General features: G+C 65.6%; 4 protein-coding genes and 3 pseudogenes. 3 read left to right on the top strand and 4 right to left on the bottom strand.

All coding sequences use genetic code 11. From position 1 onward, the window contains the following. The 3 genes and pseudogenes from IG94_RS43950 to IG94_RS41320 all read left to right on the top strand — a co-directional run. Positions 1-115, top strand: a pseudogene (locus IG94_RS43950) (tyrosine-type recombinase/integrase); the annotation flags it as partial. A gap of 226 nt (positions 116-341) precedes the next feature. Beyond that, on the top strand, positions 342-1,130 hold the full coding sequence (locus tag IG94_RS41315; RefSeq protein ID WP_052411074.1) for an ISL3 family transposase: 789 nt from the start codon (positions 342-344) through the stop codon (positions 1,128-1,130). Continuing rightward, a complete protein-coding gene (locus IG94_RS41320) occupies positions 1,127-1,936 on the top strand; it encodes a transposase (protein ID WP_052411075.1) in 810 nt (269 codons plus the stop codon). The genes IG94_RS41315 and IG94_RS41320 overlap by 4 nt, the downstream gene beginning before the upstream one ends. Before the next feature lie 21 nt (positions 1,937-1,957). On the opposite strand, the gene IG94_RS0137765 is transcribed toward IG94_RS41320, so the two are convergent. The 4 genes and pseudogenes from IG94_RS0137765 to IG94_RS43955 form a co-directional block, all read right to left on the bottom strand. Then, positions 1,958-2,293, bottom strand: a complete 336-nt coding sequence (locus IG94_RS0137765; protein ID WP_043485730.1) for a hypothetical protein — start codon at positions 2,291-2,293, stop codon at positions 1,958-1,960. Positions 2,294-2,398: 105 nt separating this feature from the next. After that, positions 2,399-2,719: pseudogene (locus tag IG94_RS41325) on the bottom strand (transposase family protein); the annotation flags it as partial. Positions 2,720-2,827: 108 nt separating this feature from the next. Next, a complete protein-coding gene (locus IG94_RS0137770; protein ID WP_031048554.1) occupies positions 2,828-3,997 on the bottom strand; it encodes a hypothetical protein in 1,170 nt (389 codons plus the stop codon). Positions 3,998-4,396: 399 nt separating this feature from the next. Beyond that, a pseudogene (locus tag IG94_RS43955) lies at positions 4,397-4,511 on the bottom strand (tyrosine-type recombinase/integrase); the annotation flags it as partial.

The following is a 4,511-nucleotide window of genomic DNA, read 5'->3' on the forward strand; positions in this document are numbered from 1 at the left end:
CGCCGAGTGGATGGGCCACAAGACCATCGAAATCACTTTCAAGATCTACCGCCACCTCATGCCCGGCTCCATCAGTAAAGCCGCCAAGATCATCAACCTAGACCTCACCCCATAACAGACTCGAGAGAATGACCGGCGTCATCGTGACCTTGTAACCGAGAGGTGTGTGCGATGGGCTCGAACGCGAGTCGGCCGGGGTTCAGGTACCGAGTCTCCCGCATGAAGGCGGGGTGAGTTTGCGGAGTAGTCGCCAACCCTTGAGATTGGCTCTGTCCGCAGTTCCGTGAATCCCCAGGTCAGCAGCAGGAACGCGGGATCGTTTCAGCAACGTACTTCTTGTCGTGGCGAGCAAGACGGTTGAGGATGTGCTGTTTCCCGGGATCGATGTGCGGGTGGAGGAGGTGAACGACTCCTCCGGCGTCCTGGTGGTGGAGGCGGTGTCGACGGCCCGCCCAGGCCGGTGCCCGAACTGCCGCAAGCAGGCCCGTCGCGTGCACAGCACGTATCAACGCACCCTGGATGAGAGGCCGTTGGGCTCGCGCCGGGTCATCGTCCGGCTCCGGGTGCGCCGGTACTTCTGCGACCGGTGGAAGTGTTGCCGTACGACCTTCGTCGAGCAGGTTCCGGGCCTGTCCGCGCGCTACCGCCGTTCCAGCACCGGGCTGGCGGGCTGGCTGCGCTCGATCGCGATCGAGCTCGGCGGCCGTCCCGCAGCCCGGTTGTGCCGCCGCTTGCGGCTGACCGCGGGCCGGACGCGGCTGCTCAGGCTACTGACGGCTCCGGCTGTGCCGGACCGTGCCCCACGGGTGCTGGGGGTGGACGAGTTCGCCTTCCGCAAGGGCTGCACCTACGGCACCGTGCTGGTCGACGTCGAGGCCGGCCGGGTCGTGGACGTACTGCCCGACCGCACCTCGGAGACGTTCGCAGCCTGGCTCACCGAGCATCCCGGTGCCGAGATCATCTGCCGGGACCGGGCCAGCGCCTACACCAAGGCGGTCAGGGAAGCCGCCCCTCGTGCCCTGGAAGTCGCTGATCGCTGGCACCTGTTGCAGAACCTGTCCGCGGCAGTGGAGAAGACCGCCACCAGCACCGCGACTGCCTGCGCAAACGTGCCGAGGAGGAGACAGTGACCGAGGTGCCGGAACCGCCTCCGATGCTGTTACCGCCCGCGGAACTGCCCCGCACCCAGATCATCGAACGCACCCGCCACCGCTACGAGGACATCCACCGCCTGCTGGAGAAGCACTGGACCGTCAGCGCCATCGCCCGCCGGCTGAACCTCGACCGCAAGACCGTGCGCCGCTTCCGCGACACCGACCTCGAACAGCTGCTGGCCTCCGCCCGCGAGCGCCGCCCCAACGGCGTCCTGGAGCCATTCAAGGCGTACCTCAACGCCCGGTTCACCGAAGCCCAAGGCCAGGTCAGCGGCACACGCCTGTTCCTGGAGATCCAGGCTCGCGGCTACCGTGGCAGCCGCCAGGTCGTCCGCAAACACCTCGCCGCCCTCCGCGCGGGCACCGCCGAACCAGTCCGGGCCGACATCCCCAGCCCTCACAAGATCACCTCGTGGATCATGCGGCCCCGTAACATTCTCACCGAGAGCCAGGACCAACGGCTGCTTCAAGTCCGGCTCGCCTGCCCGGACATCACCCGAGCCTGCGACCTCGCTCGGGCGTTTGCCGATCTCGTCCGTCACCAGCGCGGATACCTGCTGCTGGAGTGGATCCGGCAAGCCGAGCAGAATGCTCCGAAGCCCATGAAGGGCTTCGCCGGCTTCCTCCGCCAGGACCTCGACGCCGTCACCGCCGGCCTCACCCTGCCCTGGAGCTCCGGGGTCGTCGAAGGACACGTGAACCGGGTGAAAACGCTCAAGCGAGCCATGTACGGCCGAGCCTCGTTCGAACTCCTCCGGACCCGGATTCTCACCCAGCCATGAAGGCTGTGACTCATGCCCGCCTCATGCAACGAGCCTGGTGGCGAAGGCCGCTATCAGGGTGTCCGCCCTCAGCAGCAGCTCAGGGTTGCACGTTCCCGCCACGCGGACAGAAACCTCATCACCACCCACGGCGTGCGCAAGGTGCACTTCGACGTGATGGTCCGATCCGACGAGTGGATAGCTGTGCCAGCGATCCGGGTGTTCATCATCGGTGGCCTCAAGGCCGAGTTCGACCGCCTGCCAGTCGGTGTCATCGAAGTCGTAGCCTGCATAGCGCGCCAGGAGAGCCAAGAAGGGCTGGACGTTCTCATTCCAGATCCAGCCCTCTGCTGCACGTTCCCGGTCGCTGCCTGCCATCCGGCCAGAGTGCCACATGCGGCACGTTCGGTCCCTGCCATATGTCCCTTCACGGAACTGCGGACAGAGCCTTGAGATTGGCCATGGACTGGGACATGGAAGCGGACGTGCCATGGCTCGCTGGCCAGCGGGGAGGCTGCGGCGTTTGCCGCAAACGGGAGTCGGACGGTGTCGTCGGCGCCCTGGCCGCCCTTGTCCGCGAAGGCTGGCCTCGCCCAGGGTGTCGATAATGCCGTGGCTATGGGCGGTGGGCACGTCGTGGGTGCTGCCGGGCAGTGCTGGGAAGGCCCTCAGCAGTCGCCCGAACGGGCCGGTGAGGACTTGCACATTCATGCCATGCTTCTTGTGCCTGCCGGAGTAGAAGGGCCAGTCGGCGGCGATCCGGTCGATGGGCAGCAGAGTGCCGTCCAGAATCACGTACGACTTCGCCCCGCAGCCCGGACGGCCTCATCAGGTGTGTCTCATTGTGATAGTCATTGCACGAGCGGGAACGGTCGGGCAAGACGCACACAGCACTTCGAAGTCGCCTCCAGGTCAGCGCACCTCGGCCGGATCATCGTCGAAGGCGAAGCTCAGCACCTCGTCGCGCAGACCTGCCACCACTTGTGCGTTGCGCAGCAACAACTCGGGCTCGTGAGTGAACGTCATCTTCAGGCGAGACATCCGTTCAAGGACTCCTTCGTCGGCCAGTTGCTCCACCCACGCCGTAATACGCCCAACACTCGGCGCACCGTCGATTTGTCCCATCAGGTCGACGAGTCCGCGCCGGGCGATGGCAGCGCCCAAGCGCTCCTTATGGCGCTCCGGGGCTGAGATCGTCGAGCCAGCCGCGATAGCAGCGCGCTCGTCCTCCTGCCCAACAGAGATCTCGTAGCGTGTCGGCAGTGCGGGCTCGGGCAGGTCCCCTCCAGCGATGAGGCGTGGCACCGCCTGAGTTCGGACCCACCAGGAGATCTCGTCGAGCTCTGTCATCAGCACAGGCCAGCGCTCCGTGCCTGGCCTGTTGATCCCGACCGTCGGGAATAGGGTGACAGGCACTTTAGTACCCAGCGGCGTCTCGGCGATTACGTCGCCGACGCGGATCGGCTCCTCGGGCCTGACCGGCAGGTCCCGTATGGCGCGTGGCAACTGGTCGTCGCGGTACATGGCCGCGAGCCTGACCGCCGTGACCGCCGGCGTCCGGTGCTTCGCGTGGTTCGTGTGGATCGTCAGGCGAGCCAAGGGGTGGCTGTGCGGTTCGTCGACGCGTTGGAAGGGTTGGAGGCTTTCGATCCTTCGCACGAGCTCGCTCCCGGCGCGGAGCGATGGCGGGCCGTTCTTCACGCGCTTCCTCACCCACTCGTCGAACTTTTTGTAGGTACCCGACGCGGGGATTTCGACGAGCTTGGCCGCCCGCTCATCGAGCTGCCCGCCCTCGAGGAACTCGACTTCGGCGAAGAGTGCGTGCTCCAATGCGGCGCGCAGGGACACCAAGGCGTCGGCCACGAGCAGCGAGACCTTCCGAGGGATCGGAGCGACGCGGACAACCACGGTGCGGCTGACCGAGCCAGCCGAGAACTCGCGAAGGCTGAACGTGCCGTCGGGCTGGGCCTGATAGTCGAACAGCAGGTCACCGATCTGACCGATCAGATCGTCCGCGTGCGACAGTGTCGCAGCAACCCCGAGATGCCGTTCGGGTATCCAGTCGTGTGTCCGCCTTGTCACGCAGCAAGTCTACTGGCGCCTGTGGGAAACCCGTGGCTGGAGAGCGTCCGGTGCGGGCGCCGCTTTTGAGGCGACCGTGGCGGCGCTCCTCACGGAGATCGCCTGGTGTCACCGGTAGGAGCACAGCTGCCAACCCTCTGACACCATGAGCCGTATCCAGCCTCCGCTACAGGTTTGCCAGTTCACCATGAAAGTCGCCGCCATCAGGGGCTTCGTATGCTTGCCTACCCGTGCAGCATTGCTGTGTCCAGTCCCGCCCTGCGCTCGGTGTCCCATCTCCTGCACGCTCAACGCTGGCTTTACCCGCACTGGAAGCAGTGGGTTTGCGTACCAGTTCGAGGCCCTTGTAGGCCCAGCGAGTGGCCACGAGCTTGCCTTCCGGAACCCTTGTCGAGTCTGTTATGGGGTGAGGTCGAGGTTGATGATCTTGGCGGCTTTACTGATGGAGCCGGGCATGAGGTGGCGGTAGATCTTGAAAGTGATTTCGATGGTCTTGTGGCCCATCCACTCGGCG

The sequence above is a fragment of the Streptomyces olivaceus genome (assembly GCF_000721235.1).
Lineage (GTDB): Bacteria > Actinomycetota > Actinomycetes > Streptomycetales > Streptomycetaceae > Streptomyces > Streptomyces olivaceus.

Bases quoted from the DNA above. Each gene is read 5' to 3' on its own strand.
- IG94_RS0137765 (WP_043485730.1), bottom strand. From the start codon at position 2,293: ATGGCAGGCAGCGACCGGGAACGTGCAGCAGAGGGCTGGATCTGGAAT.